Source organism: Aureimonas altamirensis (assembly GCF_023702225.1).
Classification (GTDB): domain Bacteria; phylum Pseudomonadota; class Alphaproteobacteria; order Rhizobiales; family Rhizobiaceae; genus Aureimonas; species Aureimonas altamirensis_B.
Window position 1 is genome coordinate 431,311 of the sequence record NZ_JAMQCO010000001.1, and the last position, 16,374, is coordinate 447,684.

Annotated in this window: 16 protein-coding genes; 10 read left to right on the forward strand and 6 right to left on the reverse strand. The window is 66.7% G+C overall.

Features of this window, described 5'->3' with window-relative positions; translation table 11 throughout:
- Positions 1 to 25: 25 nt before the first annotated feature.
- The 3 genes from NDN16_RS02065 to NDN16_RS02075 form a co-directional block, all read right to left on the reverse strand.
- Positions 26 to 805 carry a Bax inhibitor-1/YccA family protein gene (locus NDN16_RS02065; RefSeq protein ID WP_251111945.1) on the reverse strand — a complete coding sequence of 260 codons (780 nt, stop codon included), beginning with the start codon at positions 803 to 805 and terminating at the stop codon, positions 26 to 28.
- A 209-nt stretch (positions 806 to 1,014) separates the two neighbouring features.
- The gene (locus NDN16_RS02070; protein ID WP_435301032.1) at positions 1,015 to 3,603 is read right to left on the reverse strand and encodes an ABC transporter permease; all 2,589 of its coding nucleotides are present in this window, start codon (positions 3,601 to 3,603) and stop codon (positions 1,015 to 1,017) included.
- Positions 3,600 to 4,295: an ABC transporter ATP-binding protein gene (locus tag NDN16_RS02075; protein ID WP_251111946.1), complete on the reverse strand. Its 696-nt coding sequence runs from the start codon at positions 4,293 to 4,295 to the stop codon at positions 3,600 to 3,602. Before NDN16_RS02075 ends, NDN16_RS02070 begins: the two co-directional genes overlap by 4 nt.
- Positions 4,296 to 4,374: 79 nt before the next feature.
- Between NDN16_RS02075 and NDN16_RS02080 the strand changes: the two genes are divergently transcribed.
- The 7 genes from NDN16_RS02080 (at position 4,375) to NDN16_RS02110 (ending at position 9,382) form a co-directional block, all read left to right on the forward strand.
- Complete coding sequence (locus NDN16_RS02080; protein WP_435301033.1) at positions 4,375 to 5,037, forward strand: arylesterase; 663 nt, start codon at positions 4,375 to 4,377, stop codon at positions 5,035 to 5,037.
- Between the two features lie 87 nt (positions 5,038 to 5,124).
- Positions 5,125 to 5,703: an RNA 2',3'-cyclic phosphodiesterase gene (gene thpR / locus NDN16_RS02085; protein WP_251111947.1), complete on the forward strand. Its 579-nt coding sequence runs from the start codon at positions 5,125 to 5,127 to the stop codon at positions 5,701 to 5,703.
- Positions 5,704 to 5,753: 50 nt separating this feature from the next.
- Positions 5,754 to 6,173, forward strand: a complete 420-nt coding sequence (locus NDN16_RS02090; protein WP_251111948.1) for a YkvA family protein — start codon at positions 5,754 to 5,756, stop codon at positions 6,171 to 6,173.
- Between the two features lie 199 nt (positions 6,174 to 6,372).
- On the forward strand, positions 6,373 to 6,876 hold the full coding sequence (locus NDN16_RS02095; protein ID WP_251111949.1) for an invasion associated locus B family protein: 504 nt from the start codon (positions 6,373 to 6,375) through the stop codon (positions 6,874 to 6,876).
- 153 nt (positions 6,877 to 7,029) lie between these two features.
- The gene (rlmN, locus tag NDN16_RS02100) at positions 7,030 to 8,235 is read left to right on the forward strand and encodes a 23S rRNA (adenine(2503)-C(2))-methyltransferase RlmN (RefSeq protein ID WP_251111950.1); all 1,206 of its coding nucleotides are present in this window, start codon (positions 7,030 to 7,032) and stop codon (positions 8,233 to 8,235) included.
- Positions 8,236 to 8,241: 6 nt separating this feature from the next.
- Positions 8,242 to 8,676 carry a hypothetical protein gene (locus tag NDN16_RS02105; RefSeq protein ID WP_251111951.1) on the forward strand — a complete coding sequence of 145 codons (435 nt, stop codon included), beginning with the start codon at positions 8,242 to 8,244 and terminating at the stop codon, positions 8,674 to 8,676.
- Positions 8,677 to 8,719: 43 nt separating this feature from the next.
- On the forward strand, positions 8,720 to 9,382 hold the full coding sequence (locus NDN16_RS02110; protein WP_251111952.1) for a glutathione S-transferase: 663 nt from the start codon (positions 8,720 to 8,722) through the stop codon (positions 9,380 to 9,382).
- Positions 9,383 to 9,386: 4 nt separating this feature from the next.
- Here NDN16_RS02110 and NDN16_RS02115 read toward each other — a convergent pair whose 3' ends face one another.
- The gene (locus tag NDN16_RS02115; protein ID WP_353050183.1) at positions 9,387 to 10,049 is read right to left on the reverse strand and encodes a LysE family translocator; all 663 of its coding nucleotides are present in this window, start codon (positions 10,047 to 10,049) and stop codon (positions 9,387 to 9,389) included.
- Between the two features lie 110 nt (positions 10,050 to 10,159).
- Here NDN16_RS02115 and NDN16_RS02120 point away from each other — a divergent pair, with 110 nt between their 5' ends.
- Together NDN16_RS02120 and NDN16_RS02125 are read left to right on the forward strand one after the other, a co-directional pair.
- Positions 10,160 to 11,377 (forward strand): argininosuccinate synthase, encoded by a 1,218-nt coding sequence (locus tag NDN16_RS02120; protein ID WP_251111953.1) that lies wholly within the window; start codon positions 10,160 to 10,162, stop codon positions 11,375 to 11,377.
- A gap of 93 nt (positions 11,378 to 11,470) precedes the next feature.
- On the forward strand, positions 11,471 to 12,478 hold the full coding sequence (locus NDN16_RS02125) for an LLM class flavin-dependent oxidoreductase (RefSeq protein WP_251111954.1): 1,008 nt from the start codon (positions 11,471 to 11,473) through the stop codon (positions 12,476 to 12,478).
- Here NDN16_RS02125 and NDN16_RS02130 read toward each other — a convergent pair.
- On the reverse strand, positions 12,453 to 13,643 hold the full coding sequence (locus tag NDN16_RS02130; RefSeq protein ID WP_251111955.1) for a multidrug effflux MFS transporter: 1,191 nt from the start codon (positions 13,641 to 13,643) through the stop codon (positions 12,453 to 12,455). The two genes, NDN16_RS02125 and NDN16_RS02130, sit on opposite strands and share 26 nt — an antisense overlap.
- A gap of 16 nt (positions 13,644 to 13,659) precedes the next feature.
- Positions 13,660 to 14,163 (reverse strand): MarR family winged helix-turn-helix transcriptional regulator, encoded by a 504-nt coding sequence (locus NDN16_RS02135; protein WP_251111956.1) that lies wholly within the window; start codon positions 14,161 to 14,163, stop codon positions 13,660 to 13,662.
- A gap of 113 nt (positions 14,164 to 14,276) precedes the next feature.
- Between NDN16_RS02135 and NDN16_RS02140 the strand changes: the two genes are divergently transcribed.
- Positions 14,277 to 16,349: a M3 family metallopeptidase gene (locus tag NDN16_RS02140; protein ID WP_435301041.1), complete on the forward strand. Its 2,073-nt coding sequence runs from the start codon at positions 14,277 to 14,279 to the stop codon at positions 16,347 to 16,349.
- Positions 16,350 to 16,374 lie beyond the last annotated feature (25 nt).

Consider the following 16,374-nt stretch of genomic DNA (forward strand, 5'->3'; position numbering starts at 1 on the left):
GTCATCAGGCATCGAAGTCGCCGCGCTACTCGCGGTTGCCGAACAACTGCAGCAACATCATGAACATGTTGATGAAGTTGAGGTACAGGCTCAGCGCGCCCATGACCGCCTTGCGGCCGCCGGCCACGACGTCGTCGCCCTCGTAGTACATCTCCTTGATGCGCTGCGTGTCGTAGGCCGTAAGACCCGCGAACACCAGCACGCCGATCACCGACACGGCGAAGCCGAGTGCCGAAGAGGCGAGGAAGATGTTCACGACCATGGCGATGACGACGCCGATGAGGCCCATGAACAGGAAGGAGCCCCAGCCGGAGATGTCGCGCTTGGTGGTGTAGCCCCACAGCGAAAGCGAGCCGAAGGCCGCCGCCGTGATGAAGAACACCTGGACGATCGATTCCTGCGTGAAGACAAGGAAGATCGTCGACAGCGACAGTCCGACGAGCGCCGCATAGGCCCAGAAGGTCGCCTGTGCCGCGCCGACCGACATGCGATGGACGCGGAACGACAGGAAGAAGACCAGCGCCAGCGGCGCGAGCATCAGCACCCAGCGCAACGGCGAGGTGAAGACGGCGATGCCGAGCGGCGTCAGCCATAGATCCGGGCGCACCTGCGCGCCGCCCTCGACGGGCGCGCCGCTGGTGGCCATCATGAACAGGCCGTAGGCCGCCACGCCCGTGATCGCCAGCCCCAGCGCCATAAGGTTGTAAACCTTGAGCATGTAGGCGCGCAGGCCCGGGTCGATCGTGGCGTCGGCGCGGCTACCGGCAGCGGGGACGCGTGCCCCGTAGTTCCGATAATCAGCCATGGGTTTCCCAATTCCTTTCTGCGTGTTCCGTCCGGTGTCGGGCGCGAAGACCTGTCCGCGCGCCGAGGCGCCGCTGGCGGAACCCCCAGCAGTCCTGGATGAAATATGCGGAACCTTGCCCTGCTATACAAGGGTATCGGAGGTTGCAGGCGGGCCACCGGGGCCGCCTGGGCGATTAAATTTACGTTATCTGGGCTGCTGGAGGTGTCTTACAGCGTCCGCAACACCGGAGCGGCCTTGCGCCCCAGCACCCGCCATGTGCCGGCAAGGCCGAGGCCGATGGTCAGGACAAGCGAGACCAGGAGCGTCGCAAGCCCCACCCCCCAGTCGAAGCGGTAGGGCAGTTGCATGATGGTGGCCACCACGAAGGACGAGGCGAGCGCGCCCGCCCCGATGGCGAAGACGGCCGTGCCGATGCCGAGCAGCAGATATTCCGTCACATAGGCGCGGATGAGCGTGGCGCGCGTGGCACCCAGCGTCTTCAGCACCACGGCGTCGTGCACCCTGCCGCGATTGCCGGCTGCCAGGGCCCCGGCCAGAACGAAGATGGAAGCCACCAGCGCCACCGCCGCAGCCGCCCGTATGGCGAGGGCGAGTTGCGCGATGATCTGGTTGACGGCATCGAGGGCGTCGCGCACCCGCACCGCGGTCACGGCGGGGAAATCGTCGCCGAGGCCCCGCAGCACGGCCTGCTCGGCCTCGGGCGTATCGTCGCCCATGCGCAAGGTCGCCAGCGCGGTGTGCGGCGCCCCGGCGAACGTATTGGGCGAAAAGACCATGACGAAGTTGATCGACAGGCTTTGCCATTCGACACGCCGCAGATTGGCGATGCGGGCGGTGACGTTGCGGCCGAGCACGTTGACGGTGACGGTATCGCCGATCGTGAGGCCGAGCTGACCGGCCTCCTCCGCCGCGAAGGACACGAGGTTTTCGCCGGAATGGTCGGCGGGCCACCAGGCCCCAGCCGTCAAGGTGGAGGCAGGGGGCATCTGCGTGGAATAGGTCAGGCCCCTGTCGCCGCGCAGCACCCAGGCGCCCTCGGCCGGCACGACCATGTCGCGGACATTGGTTCCATTGAGCTCGACGATGCGCCCGCGCAGCATGGGCACGGACTCCAGCTCGCTTCCGGGGGCCAATGCCAGCACCGCGTCACCGAAGCGTTGCGTATCGGCCGACTGGATATCGAAGAAGAAGAAGTTGGGCGCCCGTTCGGCCAGGTTGGTGCTGATCTCGTTGCGCAGATTGTTGTCGATCGTCGCCAGCGTGACCAGCAGCGTCAGCCCCAGGCCGAGCGACAGCACGACCGAGGAAGTCAGCGCCCCCGGTCGGTGGATGTTGCCGATGGCAAGGCGCAACGCCGTGGAGCGGACGCGCGGCGCGGCGCGGGCCAGCCACTGGATCGCCAGCGCCACCACGCGCAGGATGACGAAGGCGACGGCCGTGGATGCCAGGAAAACGCCGGCGATCCGCCGGTCGTCCGCCATGAACAGCGCGATGGCCGCAACCAGCACGGCGAGGCCGAGCGCTCCGGCGAGGAACGGCCAGTGCATGCGCAGCCCGCCGCCGGCGCCGGTATCGCGGAACAGGGCCGCGGCGCCCACGTCGCGGGTGCGCCCCAGCGGCAAGAGCGCGAAGGCGAGGGCCGTCAGATAGCCGAAGAGAGCCGCCACGAGAAGCGCCAGCGGATAGACCTCCGGCCGCGTCTCGACCGGAATGGCGGCCTGAAGGAACCCGGCGGCGACGAAGGGCGAGATGGCCCCGAGGACGAGCCCGAGCCCGACGCCGATGCTGGCCAGCGCCATGATCTGGATGAGATAGATGGACACGACGAAATTGCCGCCGCCGCCAAGGCTCTTGAACGTGGCGATGACGTTGCGCTTCGATTCCAGGTAGGCGTTGACCGCGTTGGCGATGCCGACGCCGCCCACGATCAGGGCCGTCAGGCCGACCAGCGTCAGGAACTGCGAGAAACGCTCGATATTGCGTTGCAGGGCGGGCGCGGCGCGGTCGTAGGGGCGCACGCTCCAGCCTGCTTCCGGGAAGCGGGTTTCGGCCTCCTCCGTCAGTTGCCCGGCGGTGACGTCGTCCGGAAGCCTGACCTTGTAGTCGTACTCGACGAGACTGCCCGGCTGCACGAGGCCGGTGCGCTGCAAGGCATCCAGGCCGATCATCAGGCGCGGTGCGAAGACGAAGCCGTCCGAAAGTTGATCCGGCTCCGTCAGCAGCCGGGCCCGCAACTCGAACTCCTGCGACCCGACGCGTATGCGCGCGCCGGGAGACACGTCCAGCCGCGTAAACAGCTCGGGCGCCGCGACCGCTCCTGCAACGCCGTCCCGGTCGGCCAGCAACTCGGCCAGCGAGGCGTCGGAGTCCGTCGCAACCGCGCCGTAGAGCGGATAGGCCCCGTCGACCGCCTTGACCTCGCTGATCGTCTGGTCGCTGCCGTCGGCCAGCCGGGCCATGGAGCGCAGTTGTGCGCTTTCCCCTACCGGGCCGGCGGCCTCCAGGAAGGCGCGCTCTTCGGCGCTCGCCTGACGCTGCGGCAGGCTGAAGCGGATATCGCCACCGAGGATGATGCGGCCTTCCCGCTCGATGGCCTCCGTCATCATGCGGGAGACGGAATTGACGGCTGCAATGGATGCGACGCCGAGCGTCAGGCAGGCCAGGAAAATGATGAAGCCCGACAATCCGCCCCGCATTTCCCGCAAGGCGAAGCGCAGCGCCAGCCGAAGGTTTCCGGCCGGGGGCGCCGGCGGTCGGACGGCTCCTGCCGCTTCGTTTCCGGCCAGCGCGCTCATGCGGCCTGCACCGGAGCGTCCGTGCCCTGGATGCGGCCGTCGCGGACCGAGACCTGCCGGGCACAACGCGCCGCCAGCGCGGCATCGTGCGTCACCAGGACCATCGTCATGTGCCGACGCCTGACCTCCGAGAACAGCAGGTCCGCCACGAGGCGGCCGGTTTCGGCGTCGAGATTGCCCGTGGGCTCGTCGGCGATCAGGATCGCCGGCTCCGGCGCAAGGGCCCGTGCCAGCGCCACCCGCTGTTGCTCGCCGCCCGAAAGCGCCCCCGGATAATGATCGAGACGATGGCCGAGGCCGACGGCCTCCAGCTCCCGCGCGGCCCGGGCGAAGGCATCCGGCGCGCCCGCCAGTTCCAGCGGAACGGCGACGTTTTCGATGGCCGTCATGTTGGGGATCAGGTGGAACGACTGGAACACGATGCCGATGTTGCGTCCGCGAAACGCCGCCAGCCTGTCTTCCGAAAGCCCCTCGAGCGATTGGCCGGCAACTTCGACAAGGCCGGAATCGGCACGCTCCAGGCCCGCCAGAACCATCAGCAGCGTCGACTTGCCGGAGCCCGAAGGGCCGACGACGCCGAGGGATTCGCCCCGCCCGACCGTCAGTTCCATCCCCTTCAGCACATGGACGGCGCTTCCGCCGGCGCCCAATGTCAGTTGAACATTTCGTAACCGGATCGCCGTTTCAGCCAAGACGTCGCCATCCTATATGCCTGCAGATCGTGGGAAGGGACGCCATCGGGGCGCCTTGAGAACCGGATATGGGTATCGAATGCGGCAAAAACACTTCCCCATGGCCGTGCTGGCCGCCCTTTTGCTCCTGCCCGCTCACTTTTTTGCGAGTGCGAAGGCGCAGGAGGCGGGTCCGCTGGAGATCGTCGCCTTCGGCGACAGCCTGTCGGCCGGCTACGGCGTCGGCCCGGGCGAGGCCTTTCCGGACCAGCTCGAGGCGGCGTTGCGGGAAAGGGGATACGACGTTCAGGTCGTCAATGCCGGCGTCTCGGGCGACACGACCACGGGCGGCCTGGCCCGGCTCGACTGGTCGGTTCCTGAAAGCGCCGACATCGTCATCGTGGAACTGGGGGCAAACGACGCGTTGCGCGGCATCCAGCCGGACATCACGCGGCAGAACCTGTCCGAAATCGTCGAGCGCCTGAAGGCGCGCCCGGACACGAGCGTGCTCCTGACCGGAATGCTTGCGCCGCCCAACATGGGCGAAGAGTTCGCAAGCGCCTTCAACCCCATCTTCCCCGATATCGCGCGGCAGTACGACGTGCCGTTCTATCCGTTCTTCCTGGACGGAGTGGCCGGCGTCACTCGGCTGAACCAGGCCGACTACATGCATCCGACCGGCGAGGGCATTGCGGAGATCGTGCGGCGCATCCTGCCCAGCGTGGAACCCCTCATATCGGAGCATCGCAGGATTTCCCCATGATATCGCAGTGCGGTGCTTGCGGTGAAACCGATTGAGTGATTCCCTCCATCAGGTGCGAGACATGCTCGAAGCGGAAGGAAACACTTCATGCCGCGACTGTTCACAGCCATAGAGATTCCGCGGGATGCGGCGCTCTCCCTTTCCTTCCTTCGGGGCGGCCTGCCGTCCGCCCGCTGGATCGATACCGAAAACTACCACCTGACCTTGCGCTTCATCGGCGATGTCGATTGCCGCACCGCCGACGAGGTGGTCGCCGAGCTCGACCGCGTGATCCGTCCGGGCTTCGAGTTGACGCTGCGCGGGGTCGGCGCCTTCGGGTCGAAGAAGCCGCACTCCATCTATGCGGGGGCGGCCCCGTCGCCCGAGCTGGAAGCGCTCCAGGCCGACGTCGACAGGGCATGCCGCCGGGCCGGCATCGCACCGAACCCACAGAAGTTCGTACCGCACGTGACGCTGGCGAGGCTGCGCCATCCCAAGAGCGAGGATGTCGCGCACTATCTGTCGGGACGCGGCAATTTCCGCTCGCAGCCCTTCCATGTCGGACGCTTCGTGCTCTACTCGTCGCGCGATTCCGTCGGCGGCGGCCCTTACCTTCTGGAAGAGGCCTTCGCCCTGGCGGAGCCGATATCGCGCCGGGCGCCGGAACGCGCGGCCGTCCCGGCGTGACGCGGGCAGCGGCCCTTGGTCGCCGCCCGCCGATACCTATCTAACCCCTCATGAAACGACCGAGCCTTCCCGCCCTGCCGCTCGACCGGCAGAAGATCGCCGAGATCCTGCGCCCGGCCGATGCCGGCCAACAGGCGCGGCAGAGGCGGCGCGTGATGCGCTCGTTCTTCTCGACCATGCGCCGCGCCGCGAACGCCATCCCCTTCACGCGCGATCTCGTGGCCTCCTACTATTGCGCGATCGACCCGGAGACACCGCTTGCCTCGCGCGGCATCCTCCTGGCCGCACTGGCCTATTTCGTCATGCCGGCCGATCTCGTGCCGGACCTGATGCCGCTGATCGGCTTCACCGACGACGCGGCGGTGCTGATGGCCGCGATCACGGCCGTGCGCGCCAATATCCGGCCCGCGCATTACGACCGCGCCCGCGCGCTGATGGAGACCGAAGGGACCGACGCCCGAACACCTTGATGAGAGACCTTCGTTTCGACACGGTCTCGCCCCTTTCTTCGGTTTCGTGCGTCTCAATGCCCTGGAGATTGCGCCAGTCGCCGAGCCGATGTTTACGGTCCGGAAAGGCTCTTCGAATTAATTTCCGGGCAGATCGCGGTAATGACGCGAAGTCGCGCCCCGGCGCGAACCATTCGATAATAGATCAATGCGGGGAACCATGTCCTTGAAGAAAGTCTTGACGGCAGCCAGCCTCCTTGTCGTCCTTTCCACCGCCGCCGTCGCGCAGACCCCGACCCGCCTGGAGCAGTTCAACGACTGGGGCACCTATTCCTATACCGCCGGCGGCAACAAGGTGTGCTACGTCCTGTCGACGCCGAAGACGAAGGAACCGGCCAGCGTCAACCACGGCGACATCTTCTTCCTCGTCTCGCAAAAGCCGGGCCAGGCCAGCGCCTACGAACCGCAGGTCGTGATGGGCTACCCGATGCGCGAAGGCTCCAAGGTCACCGTGACGGTCGATTCGCGCAAGTTCACGCTGTTCACCCGGGGCGAGTCGGCCTGGGTCGAGAACGCATCGGAGGAGCCGCAGCTCGTCGCCGCCATGCGCAACGGCCGCTCCATGACCGTGGACGCCACCTCGGCCCGCGGCACCAGCACCAAGTACAGCTATTCGCTGGCGGGCATCACCGCCGCGATAAATTCCATCGGCAACTGCCGCTGACGCCGGGGCAACGCAAACCCGTTGGAGCGCAAAGGAATTTTGCGCTCCACCTTGCGAAAATTCGACAAAACGCGCATGTGAGTGTCCATTCGTTAGACACCGAAGACCGATGAAGGCGTGGCCGACCGTGGGCCGACGCCCGAAAGCGAGCCCATGAGCGTAAGCATCGACCTGACCGGCCACAACCGCCCGGCACCGGAAAAGGCGCCCGAACGCCAGTCCCTTCTGGGCCTGTCGCGCGAAGGCCTGGCCGAGCACCTGCGCGGCATCGGCGTGCCGGAAAAGCAGCTTCGCATGCGGGCCGGCCAGCTATGGCACTGGCTCTACGTACGCGGCGTCGACGATTTTGCCGCCATGGCCAACATCTCGAAGGATCTGCGTACGGCGCTCGCCGACAGTTTCGAGATCGACCGTCCGGAAATCGTGGAAGAGCAGATCTCCGTCGACGGCACCCGCAAATGGCTGTTCCGCTTTCCGGCGCGGGGCGCCGGACGCCCGGTCGAGATCGAAACCGTCTACATCCCGGAAGAGGGCCGGGGCACGCTTTGCGTTTCCTCCCAGGTCGGCTGCACCCTCACCTGCACCTTCTGCCACACAGGCACGCAGCGCCTGGTGCGCAATCTGACCGAAGGCGAGATCGTCGGGCAGATCCTGACTGCGCGGGAGCGGCTGGGCGACCTGCCGGAGGCCGATACGCCGATGGGCGCGATCGTGCCGTCCGAAGGCCGGCTCGTATCGAACATCGTGATGATGGGCATGGGCGAGCCGCTCTACAATTTCGAGAACGTCAAGCAGGCCCTGGCCGTGGCTTCCGACGGCGACGGGCTGGCGCTGTCCAGGCGCCGCATCACGCTGTCCACGTCCGGCGTCGTGCCGATGATCGGGCGAACCGGCGAGGAAATGGGCGTGATGCTGGCGATCTCGCTTCATGCCGTGCGCGACGAGTTGCGCGACGTCCTCGTGCCGATCAACAAGAAATACCCGCTCGACGAGCTTCTGGCCGCTTGCCGGGCCTATCCCGGCCTGTCCAACGCGCGGCGCATCACCTTCGAGTACGTCATGCTGAAGGGCGTCAACGACAGCCTCGCCGACGCGAGGGAGCTGGTGCGCCTGCTCAAGGGCATTCCGGCCAAGATCAACCTCATTCCGTTCAATCCGTGGCCCGGAACGGATTACGAGTGCTCCGACTGGGACCAGATCGAGCGCTTCGCCGATCTCGTCAACGATGCCGGCTATGCCTCTCCCATCCGTACGCCGCGCGGGCGGGATATATTCGCGGCCTGCGGCCAGCTCAAATCGGAATCGGAGCGGATGAAGAAAGCCGACAGGCTCGCCTTCGCTGCGGCGGTGGCCGGCTGAAACGCCATGCGTGCGGTGCTGCGCTTCCTGTTCGTCATTCCCGTCGGCTTCGTATTCGCCTGCTACGGCGCTGCCTTCGCGCTTCTCTGGCCGTTCATCGATGTTCCGCCGGCGATCGGCAGTGATCCGTTCCGCATGGTCGAGATGTTCTTCGTCTTCACCGCGCAAGCGGCTCAGGTGGGCTCCGTGGCGCTGCTGCCCTGGGCCATCTTCATGCTTGTCACCGAGGTCGCCGGGTGGCGCTCCCTCCTGCTGCACGCCGCGATCGGGCTGCTGTCCGGCTTCATCGCCCTGCGCCTGGCCTATGAAGGGGCGATGCCGCCCATGGCCATCCAGACGGCCATCTTCCTGGCGGGGCTGGCCTTCGGGATGATCTACTGGATCGTCGCCGGACGGGCGGCCGGGTCATGGCGACGCGACCTCGGCCGGCCGGCGGAGTAATCCGCCTCTTGCCGATCGGGCGCCGCGCGCGATCTTAACCGTCATGTTGACGATCCATCACCTGAACAATTCGCGCTCGCAGCGGATCCTGTGGCTCCTAGAAGAGCTCGAGCTCCCCTACGAAATCCGCAATTACCAGCGCGGCCCGGACATGATGGCCCCGCCGGAGCTGCGCAAGCTGCACCCGCTGGGCAAGTCGCCCATCCTGACCGAGGGCGCCTTCACGCTGGCCGAAACAGGCGCCATCGTGACGTACATCCTGGAAACCCACGCGCGCGGGCGCATGGTTCCGGCGCAAGGTAGCCCCGATTACTGGCGTTTCCAGCATTTCCTGCATCATGCGGAAGGGACGGCCATGCCGCCGCTGCTTCTGAAACTCGTTCTCGCCACGGTCACGAAGAAAACGCCGGCGCTGGTGCGGCCGGTGGTGGGCAAGGCGATGCAGGCGACGGACGAAGGGTTCGTGACGCCGCAGATCGAAGGCAACCTGGCCTACTGGGAGCGATCCCTGGCCGATACGGGCTGGTTCGCCGGGCCACAGATCAGCGCCGCCGACATCATGATGAGCTTTCCGGTGGAGGCATCCGCCTCGCGCGCCGACCTGTCCGGCTACGGGAACCTGACGGACTTCCTGTCGCGGATCCATGCCCGCCCCGCCTATCGCGCGGCCCTGGACAAGGGCGGCCCCTACGCATTCGCCGAGTGAAGTCTCAGGCCCGCGCCATCATGAGCTTCAGCGCGAAGGCCGAGAACACCGAGGCAAAGAGCCAGTCGAGCGCCCGGGAAGCCTTCGGGCTGCGGCGAAGCAGCATGGCCACCCGATCGGCCATCAGGATGATGCCGACGCAGACGCACAGCCCTATGGCGACGAACAGGAGGCCGAGAAAGGCCAGCTTGGCCGCGGCGTGCGGATCGCTGGCCGCCACGAATTGCGGCAGGAACGTCAGGAAGAACAGGATGACCTTCGGATTGAGGAGGTTGACGGCAACGCCGGCGCGCCAGTTGCGCCCGAAGCCCTGGTACGCGGCTTTGCCCGGCGCGATGGCCGGCGCCGAGCCGTTGCGCACCGCCTGCACCGCAAGGAAGATCAGATAGGCGACGCCCACCAGCTTGAGCAGGGCGAAAGCCTTGGGCGAGGCGGCCAGCAGGGCCGCAAGGCCCAGCGCCACGAGCATCGTATGGATCATGACGCCGGTCAGGGCGCCGAACATGCAGGCGAAGCCGGCCCTGCGCCCCTCTGCGATGGTGCGCGACAGGAACAGGATCATGTCCGGGCCCGGCGTGACGGCCAGGACGAGGGAGGCGACGGCAAAGCTGGCAAGCGCGGCGGTATCGGGCAGGAAGATCATGGCGGCGTGGTCCATCGGCTGCATCGACGCTCTTGTAGTCCTTAAATCCCCCGCACTCCACGGCTTTCTTCCGGCCCGCAACTCCTGTAGAGCGCATGGAAATGACCTGCGACGACACAAGGGAAACAAGCAGCATGGCCGCGCATCGCGATGTCAAGAAAGTCGTTCTCGCCTATTCCGGAGGGCTCGATACCTCCATCATCCTGAAATGGCTGCAGACGGAATACGGCGCGGAAGTCGTCACCTTTACCGCGGATCTCGGACAGGGCGAGGAACTGGAGCCGGCCCGCAAGAAGGCCGAGCTGATGGGCATCAGGGACATCCGCATCGAGGATGTGCGCGAGGAATTCGTCCGCGACTTCGTCTTCCCGATGTTCCGCGCCAACGCCCTCTATGAAGGCACCTACCTTCTCGGCACGTCCATCGCCCGCCCGCTGATCTCCAAGCGGCTGGTGGAGATCGCAGAGGAAACCGGCGCCGACGCCATTGCCCACGGCGCCACCGGCAAGGGCAACGACCAGGTCCGCTTCGAACTTTCGGCCTATGCCCTGAACCCCGATATCAAGGTGATCGCGCCCTGGCGCGAATGGGAGCTCAAGTCCCGCACGCAGCTCATCGACTTCGCCGAGAAGCATCAGATACCCGTGCCGAAGGACAAGCGCGGCGAAGCGCCGTTCTCGGTGGACGCAAATCTTCTGCACTCCTCGTCCGAGGGCAAGGTCCTGGAAGACCCGAACGAAGAGCCGCCGGCCTATGTCTTCCAGCGGACGGTGAGCCCGGAAGAGGCGCCCGACACGCCCACCGTCGTCAGGATCGGTTTCTCACGCGGCGACGCCGTGTCGATCGACGGCAAGGCGCTGCCGCCGCACGAAATCCTCGCCGCGCTCAACGATCTCGGCCGCGACAACGGTATCGGCCGGCTGGACCTCGTGGAAAACCGCTTCGTCGGCATGAAGTCGCGCGGCATCTACGAGACGCCGGGCGGCACCATCCTCATCGCGGCGCATCGCGCCATCGAAAGCCTGACACTCGACCGCGGGGCCGCGCACCTGAAGGACGAATTGATGCCCCGCTATGCGGAGCTGATCTACAACGGTTTCTGGTTCTCGCCCGAGCGCGAGATGCTGCAGGCGCTGATCGACAAGAGCCAGGAGCATGTCGAAGGCACCGTGACGCTGAAGCTGTACAAGGGCAACGTCATCGTCATCGGCCGGGAGAGCGGCAAGTCGCTCTATTCCGACGCGCTCGTCACCTTCGAGGACGATCACGGCGCTTACGACCAGAAGGACGCGGCCGGATTCATCCGCCTCAACGCCCTGCGCCTGCGCACCTTGGCCAAGCGCGACCGCTGAAGACGCAAACCTTGCAAGGAAACGGGCCCGAACGCTTCAAACCGGCGACCGCCATGCCCACATGTCGGAAAAGATAAATCCAAGGTTGAAGCGATGACTGTCTACTCGATGCTGGATCTGGCGCCCGTGCCCGAGGGCGCGACCGTTGCCGAGGCGCTCGGCCGCTCCGCCCGACTGGCGCAACATGCGGAAGCGCTCGGCTATCATCGCTTCTGGCTGGCCGAGCATCACAACATGCCGGGCATCGCCAGCGCGGCCACCGCCGTGGTTATCGGCCATGTCGCGGCCCATACGAAGACGATCCGCGTCGGCTCGGGCGGGGTCATGCTGCCGAACCATGCGCCCCTGGTGATCGCCGAGCAGTTCGGCACGCTGGCCTCGCTGTATCCGGGGCGCATCGACCTGGGCCTCGGCCGTGCGCCAGGCACCGACATGCTGACGGCGCGCGCCCTCAGACGCAATCTGGAGTCGTCCGACAACTTCCCGCAGGACGTGGTAGAGCTGCTGCACTATCTGGACGACGCCGACGAAGGGCAGAAGCTGCGCGCCATTCCCGGCGCGGGAACCCACGTGCCGGTATGGATCCTCGGGTCCAGCCTGTTCGGCGCGCAACTGGCTGCCCATCTGGGCCTGCCCTATGCCTTCGCTTCCCATTTCGCGCCGGCCGCGCTGGACGATGCGGCCGAGGTCTATCGCCAGACCTTCCGCCCATCGGCCTTCCTCGACAAGCCGTATTTCATGCTGGCGGCCAATCTGTTTGCCGCCGCGACCGACGCCGAGGGCAAGAAACTGAGGACGTCGATGCAGCTTGCCTTCGCGCAGCTGCGCACCGGCAAGCCCGGCAAGCTGCCGCTGCCCGTCGACGATATCGACGCCGTGCTGGATCCCTCCGCCCGCTCCATGGTGGACGAGGCACTGCGCATCTCCGCAACCGGCAGCCCGCAATCCGTGCGCGAGCAACTGGCCGGGCTGATCGCGCGCTACCGGCCGGACGAGATCATGCTGAACGGCCAGATTCACGACGAGGCCGCGCGCCTGGAATCGTTCAGGATCGGCGCGGAGGCGATGCGGGCACTCAACGCAGAGCGTCGGGCGGCGTAACCGAAGGGCGACGCAAGGCGATATAGGCGGCGATGGCCACGCAGGCGAAGGCCGGGATGATCGTGCGCACGGCCAGGACAGGGTCCGGTATGACGGCGGCGATCAGCCCGCCGACCAGCCCGGCGCCCATCTGCATGAAGCCCATCATGGCCGCGGCGGACCCCGCGATCCTCGGAAACGGGGCCAGGGCCGCCGTCGTCATGGCCGGCATCACGAAGCCGATGCCGAAGGCATAGAGGCCGATGGGCAGCATCACCTCCAGATAGCCGGGCGCCCGCAGCGACAGGATGAGCAGCAGCAGCAACCCGCCGAGGCCGATGGCGAGAAGCCCGGGGGCGACGAGCCGCTCCGCCGGCATCCAGCGCATGGACAGCCGCGTCAGCGACGAGCCGAGGAAGAACATGCCGGATTGGGCCAGCATGCCGATGCCGAACTGCTGCGGCGTCAGCCCGGCATGGTCGATCAGCACGAAGGGCAGGATCGTGGCCCAGGTGTAGAGCGCCCCGACCGACCCGCCGAGGACGAGGCAGCAGCAGAGGAAGGTGCGGCTGCCGGCCAGTTGGCGATAGGCGGACAGGATGGCGCGGGGCTTCAACATCGCCGGGTCGGGAATGGTCGTCTCGCGCATGGCGCCGAGCACGATGCCGATGACGGCGAAGCCGAAGAACAGCATGACCACGAAGATGGCGTGCCAGCCGGCCAACGCCAGGGTGAAACCGCCGATGGTCGGCGCTATGGCCGGCCCCAGCGCCAGGATCATGCCGATGGTGCTCATGATCCGCGAGGACGCCTCGCCGGTGAACTGGTCGCGCACGATGGCGCGGGCCGTCGCCACCCCCACCGATGCCCCTACCCCTTGCAGCAGCCGCGCCGCCAGCAGCCATTCGATGGTGGGCGCCAGCACGGCGACGAGCGCCCCGGCGATATAGATGATCATTAAGAGGACGGTGGTCCGGCGGCGCCCCAACGCGTCGGACAGAGGACCGCAGACCAGTTGGGTGAGGGCGAAGCCGCCGAAATACAGCGACAGGGTCAGCTTCACCAGCGCCGGGTCGGTATCGAAGGCCCGCGCCAGTTCCGGCATGGCCGGCGTATAGAGCGCCATGGAAATGGGCCCGATCGCCACCAGCAACGCGCCGATGACGCTCGTCCGCGCTTCGGACATGCGTCCTTTCATGATGTCAGACGACCGGACGTCCGGTCAGGGTTTCCGGCTTGGACGGATCGAGGCTGCCGAGCAGGTCCGGGTCGCTCGTCAGGTTCGAGCGAATGGCGATCAGCGCCTGGACGCAGGCGCGCATGGTCTCTTCGCCGATATTGCGCGTCGCTTCGTCGTAGATCTTCTGAAACAGCGGGGTGAGTTCTTCCATCAGCCGGGCCGCTTCATCGGTCGGATGGATGATCTTGGCGCGCCGGTCGGTGCGGTCCACCTCGCGGCGGATCAATCCGCGCGCCTCCAGCCTGTCGAGATAGGCCGACAGCGTCATCGGCTCGATGCCCATGCGCTCCGCCAGCACCGCCTGCCTCGACCCGCAATACCGCAGCGCATGGCCGAGCGTGCGCACTTCCCCCGGCGTCAACCCGCTGCCGCTTTCGGCGATGGTGCGTTCGAACGCCTGCCGGTAGAGCCGCGCACCATCCGACAAAAGGAAGGCAAGGGTGTTGCCGGAGGTAAAATGAGTCACGGGCGACCTTTCTTCTGTTTTCCCGATCGGCCCGTCGGCCAGTGATCGGCGGGTCTTTCAACTATCTTTGGCCATCCCTAACTGATAGCGCAAATACAGACTGTGCAGGAACTATCATTTCGAGGCCACCCTTGAACACAACGCACGCCTTAAGTCCATTCGACGCGACGCCGTTCGATCATGACGGTCCCGCCGCCCTGCCAGACTTCTCGAAGCTGACCGCCGATCTGTTCGAACCGGCCTTCGAGGTGGCCATGGCGCGCCATGCCGACGAGATTTCCGCCATCGCCGACGCGGACGCCCCGGCCAGCTTCGACAATACCATCGCGGCCATGGAGCGCGCCGGCGGCCTGCTGCGGCGCGTTTCGGCCACCTTCTACGCCCTCGCCGGCGCCAATACCGACGACGCCCTGCAGGCCGTGGAGCGGGCCATATCGCCGCGCCTCTCGCGCCACTCCTCGGCCATCTCGCTGAACGTGGCCCTGTTTGCCCGCATCGACGCGCTTTACCAGGCACGCGATACGCTCGGCCTCGACGCGGAATCGCTTCGGCTGCTGGAGCGGATGCATCTCGGCTTCGTGCGCAGCGGCGCACGGCTGGTCGGCGACGACAGGGAGCGCCTGACCGCCATCAACGCAAGGCTGTCGGAGCTTGGCACGGCCTTTTCGCAGAACGTCCTGGCCGACGAGAAGTCCTATGCACTGCCTGTGCCGGGCGAGGCGCTCGACGGGCTGCCGGCCTGGCTGGTCGCCGCCATGGCACAAGCTGCCGAAGAACGCGGGATCGCCGGGCATGCCGTGACGCTGTCCCGCTCCCTGATCGTGCCCTTCCTCACCTATTGCCGCGACCGCGCCTTGCGCGAGACGGCTTTCGCCGCGTGGACGGCGCGGGGCGCGCATGACGGCCCGCACGACAACCGCCCGATCATGGCCGAGACGCTGCGCCTGCGCGCCGAGAAAGCGCGCCTTCTGGGCTATGGCAGCTTTGCCGAGTTCAAGCTGGCGGACAGCATGGCGAAGACGCCGGATGCGGTGCGGACGCTGCTGACGAGCGTCTGGGACAAGGCGCGCGCCCGCGCCGCGGTCGATGCGGAGGCGCTGGCCGCGCTGGCGGCGGCAGAAGGCGACAATGCCGCCCTCGCCCCATCCGATTGGCGCTACTATGCGGAACGCCGGCGGCAGGCGGAGTTCTCCTTCGACGAGGGCGCGCTGAAGCCGTATTTCCAGCTCGACCGGATGATCGAGGCGGCGTTCGACGTCGCCAACCGGCTGTTCGGCCTGACCTTCGAGCGCGTCGAGGGCGCGCGGGCATGGCACCCCGACGCCCGCGTCTGGCAGGTGCTGCGCGCCGATGGCTCGAAGCTCGGCATCTTCATCGGCGATTATTTCGCCCGTTCCTCCAAACGGTCCGGCGCGTGGATGAGCGCGTTGCGCGGGCAGGACAAGCTGGATGGCGGGCATACGCCGATCATCTACAACATCTGCAACTTCGCCAAGCCGGCGAAAGGCCAGCCGGCGCTTCTGTCGATGGACGATGCGCGCACCCTGTTCCACGAATTCGGCCATGCGCTGCACGGCCTGCTCTCCGACGTGACATGGCCTTCGCTGGCCGGAACCGCCGTCTCCCGCGATTTCGTGGAACTGCCATCGCAACTGTACGAGCATTGGCTCGGCGTGCCGCAGGTGCTGGCAAGGCACGCCCTGCATGTCGATACCGGAGAGCCGCTACCGGCCGACCTGTTGGGTCGCATGGAGGAAACCCGCAATTTCGACGCCGGCTTCGACACGGTGGAGTTCACCGCCTCGGCGCTGGTGGATCTCGCGCTTCACGAAATGCCGGAGGCGCCGCAGGACGCAGTCGCGGCAGAGGCCGAGGTTCTGGTTAGGATCGGCATGCCGGACGCCATCGTGATGCGGCACAGCTCGCCGCATTTCGCGCATGTCTTCTCGGGCGACGGCTACGCCTCGGGCTACTATTCCTACATGTGGTCCGAGGTGCTGGACGCCGATGCCTTCGAGGCCTTCACCGAAGCGGGAGATCCCTTCGACCCGGCAATGGCGCAAAGCCTGCTGCAAAACGTCTATTCGGCCGGCAACAGCCGCCCGGCGGATGTTCTGTATCAGGCGTTCCGGGGGCGCATGCCGGACGCCGGCGCGCTGATGCGCAAGCGCGGCCTGGCCGGTTGAAACAAGCGCTCGGCACCCGCCGAGC

Coding starts and splice junctions, on each gene's coding strand:
- NDN16_RS02065 (WP_251111945.1), bottom strand. CDS start 805: ATGGCTGATTATCGGAACTACGGGGCACGCGTCCCCGCTGCCGGTAGC.
- NDN16_RS02070 (WP_435301032.1), bottom strand. CDS start 3,603: ATGAGCGCGCTGGCCGGAAACGAAGCGGCAGGAGCCGTCCGACCGCCG.
- NDN16_RS02080 (WP_435301033.1), top strand. CDS start 4,375: ATGCGGCAAAAACACTTCCCCATGGCCGTGCTGGCCGCCCTTTTGCTC.
- thpR (WP_251111947.1), top strand. CDS start 5,125: ATGCCGCGACTGTTCACAGCCATAGAGATTCCGCGGGATGCGGCGCTC.
- NDN16_RS02090 (WP_251111948.1), top strand. CDS start 5,754: ATGAAACGACCGAGCCTTCCCGCCCTGCCGCTCGACCGGCAGAAGATC.
- NDN16_RS02095 (WP_251111949.1), top strand. CDS start 6,373: ATGTCCTTGAAGAAAGTCTTGACGGCAGCCAGCCTCCTTGTCGTCCTT.
- rlmN (WP_251111950.1), top strand. CDS start 7,030: ATGAGCGTAAGCATCGACCTGACCGGCCACAACCGCCCGGCACCGGAA.
- NDN16_RS02105 (WP_251111951.1), top strand. CDS start 8,242: ATGCGTGCGGTGCTGCGCTTCCTGTTCGTCATTCCCGTCGGCTTCGTA.
- NDN16_RS02110 (WP_251111952.1), top strand. CDS start 8,720: ATGTTGACGATCCATCACCTGAACAATTCGCGCTCGCAGCGGATCCTG.
- NDN16_RS02115 (WP_353050183.1), bottom strand. CDS start 10,049: ATGCAGCCGATGGACCACGCCGCCATGATCTTCCTGCCCGATACCGCC.
- NDN16_RS02120 (WP_251111953.1), top strand. CDS start 10,160: ATGGCCGCGCATCGCGATGTCAAGAAAGTCGTTCTCGCCTATTCCGGA.
- NDN16_RS02125 (WP_251111954.1), top strand. CDS start 11,471: ATGACTGTCTACTCGATGCTGGATCTGGCGCCCGTGCCCGAGGGCGCG.
- NDN16_RS02130 (WP_251111955.1), bottom strand. CDS start 13,643: ATGTCCGAAGCGCGGACGAGCGTCATCGGCGCGTTGCTGGTGGCGATC.